Consider the following 3,253-nt stretch of genomic DNA (forward strand, 5'->3'; position numbering starts at 1 on the left):
GCTCGCGAGCCTGGGCGGCCTCGAACAGCGGCAGGGCCTCGTCATCCGGCAGGCGGCGTACCGCCCAGAGCGCCTCGCGCCGGTCGAGCCCGAGCGAGCGGAAGGCGTCGGCATCGGCGAGCAAGCGCATCGCCCGCGCCGGCAGACGCGCCCGGCGGGCGAGGCTTTCGACATCGCGGTAGCCTTCGCCGCGGGCGGCGACGAGGCGCTCCGCCCAATCCTCCTTGAAACCGTCGAGCTGGCGCAGGCCGAGACGCAAGGCATGGGGGCTCCGCTTTACCTCCCTCGCCCTCATCCTGAGGAGCGCCGAAGGCGCATCTCGAAGGATGGTTCCAGCGCGTTCTGGATCATCCTTCGAGACGCCGCTGCGCGGCTCCTCAGGATGAGGGCTGAGACCATCGAGTGCCGCCGCCTCCAGCACATTGTCCCAAAAGCTGGAATTGACGTCGATCGGGCGCGGCTCGACGCCGCCGTTCTCCTGCGCTTCCCGCACGATCTGGGCCGGGGCGTAGAAGCCCATGGGCTGTGAGTTCAGCAATGCCGCGGCGAAGATCGCCGGGTGATGGCATTTCAGCCAGGACGAGACATAGACCAGCTTGGCGAAGGAGGCGGCGTGGCTCTCGGGGAATCCGTAGCTGCCGAAGCCCTTGATCTGCTCGAAGCAACGCTGGGCGAAGGCAGGCTCGTAGCCACGTGCGATCATGCGCCCGACCATCATCTGCTCGTAGTTCCCGATGGTGCCGACATTGCGGAAGGTCGCCATGGCGCGGCGCAGGCCGTTGGCCTCGGGGTCGGTAAACTTCGCTGCCACCATGGCGAGATTCATCGCCTGCTCCTGGAAGAGCGGCACGCCGAGGGTACGGCTCAACACCTGGAAAAGCTCGTTGGCCGGGCCATGGGCAGGGTTCGGTGATGGGTAAGCGACCTTCTCAATCCCCGAGCGCCGGCGCAAATAAGGATGCACCATGTCGCCCTGGATCGGGCCGGGCCGGACGATCGCGACCTGGATGACGAGGTCGTAGAATTCCTTCGGCCGCAGCCTCGGCAGCATATTCATCTGCGCCCGGCTCTCGACCTGGAAGACGCCGAGGGACTCGCCGCGCTGCAGCATGGCGTAGGTCTCCGGATCACCCTGCTCCACATCGGCGAGGCCCAAATCGGGGCCGCCGTGCTGGCGCAGCATCTCGAAAGCCTTGCGGATGCAGGTCAGCATGCCCAATGCCAGCACGTCGACCTTCATCAGGTTGAGCGCATCGATGTCGTCCTTGTCCCATTCGATGAAGGTGCGGTCCGCCATCGCGGCATTGCCGATCGGCACGGTCTCGTCGAGCCGGCCACGCATCAGCACGAAGCCGCCGACATGCTGGGAGAGGTGACGCGGGAAGCCGAGCAGCCTGACGGCGAAACGAACCGCCTGCGCGATCACCGGATTATCGGGATCGAGCCCGGCCTGGCGGATCTGGTTGCGGGTGATGTCGCTGCCCCAGCTGCCCCATTGCGTCGAGGCGAGCCTGGCCGTCACGTCCTCGGTCAGCCCGAGCGCCTTGCCGACCTCGCGAATGGCGCTGCGCGGCCGATAGCGGATCACCGTCGCGGCGATGCCGGCGCGGTGGCGGCCATATTTCCGGTAGATCCACTGGATCACCTCCTCGCGACGCTCATGCTCGAAATCGACGTCGATGTCGGGCGGCTCGCGCCGTTCCTCCGAGATGAAGCGGGCGAAGAGGAGCTGATGCTCGGCCGGGTCGACCGCGGTGATGCCGAGCGCATAGCAGACGGCGGAATTGGCGGCCGAGCCGCGGCCCTGGCAGAGGATGCCCCGGCTCTCGGCGAAGTCGACGATCTCGCGGATGGTCAGGAAATAGCGGGCGTAATCGAGCTTCGCGATCAGGCCGAGCTCGGCGTCGACCTGCTTTTGCACCGCCTCCGGAATGCCGTCCGGATAGCGCATCGGCAGGCGCCGGCCGACCAGCTCGGCCAGCCAGGCCTGCGGCGTCCAACCGGGCGGGACGGGCTCCTCGGGATATTCGTATTTCAGCTCGCCGAGATCGAAGGCGATGCGGCTCAACAGATGCTGCGTCTCCTCGAGCGCCTCGGGGGCGTCGCGGAACAGCCGCGCCATCTCGCGCGGGCTCTTCAGGTGCCGCTCGGCATTGGCATCGAGCCGGCGGCCGACCCTGTCGATGCTCATGCCCTCACGGATGCAGGTCAGCACATCCTGGAGATCGCGCTGCTCCGGTGCGTCGTAGAGCACGTCATTGGTCGCCAGCAGCGGCGTGCGGGTCGCTGCCGCCAGCGCCTTCAGCCGTGCCAGGCGGCGGCGGTCGTCGCCCCGGCGCTGCATGGTGGCACCGAGCCAGAATGCGCCGGGCGCCGCCTGATCGAGGCTGGCGAGCACCACCGGCAGACCTGCGAGATCGCGCCCGGGCATGACGATCAGGAGCAGGTCGCGGGCATCGCTCAGCAGATCGTCGAGATGGAGGACGCAATCTCCCTTCTGCGCCCTCAAATTACCCTGGCTGAGCAGGCGGCAGAGCCGGCCCCAGCCGGCGCGATTGACGGGGTAGGCGACGATGTCGGGCGTGCCGTCGGAGAAGACCAGCCGGCTGCCGACCACGAGCCGGAAGACCTGCGCCATCGCCTGAAGCTGCCCGGCGGTGAAAGGCAGTTCGGCAAAGGCGGTGTTCTCGACCCAGACATATTCGCCGGGGCTGCCGCCCTCGCGCAGCTTCTCGGCCGGAGGCAAGCCATCCTCGCGCAGATCGCGCAGCGCGCTCCAGGCCCGCACCACGCCGGCCACCGTGTTGCGGTCGGCGATGCCCAACCCCGCCTGGCCGAGCAGCAGCGAGGTCATGACGAGGTTCGGCCCCGGCGAGGCGCCACGCAGGAAGGAGAAGTTCGAAGCGGCGACGAGCTCGGCGTAAAGGGTCATGGCATTGCCTGCCAAGCTTCATGGCCGGCTTGCGGGAAGAAGCACGACCTGCCTTCCGTTTCATTGCGGGTATCCCTGCGGAAAATGGCACAGGGGCTCCTCCCTTCCCCCTTGTGGGGAAGGGTATGGGGATGGGGGGCGAACGACCGGGTTCGAGGTTGCCTGTAGCCGAAGATCAGGCCGGTCCCACAAGAGGTCGCTCCGACTTTTCGCCCCCCACCCCTTCCCCTCCCCACAAGCGGGAGGGGTGCCCGCGCCACGCTTTCGGTTCGCGGAGCCCCTCTTGCGGGCAAAAGCACGCGCCGGCATTCCAGGCGAAGG

General features: G+C 67.7%; 1 protein-coding gene. It reads right to left on the bottom strand.

Annotation, left to right across the window (positions count from 1 at the left end):
- The coding region (locus tag V6M48_RS03235) for an error-prone DNA polymerase (RefSeq protein ID WP_332811087.1) at positions 1 to 2,932 on the bottom strand (2,932 nt) is incomplete at its 3' end.
- Positions 2,933 to 3,253: the final 321 nt, after the last annotated feature.

It is taken from the genome of Sphingomonas sp., from assembly GCF_036677245.1.
Taxonomy (GTDB): Bacteria; Pseudomonadota; Alphaproteobacteria; order Sphingomonadales; family Sphingomonadaceae; genus Allosphingosinicella.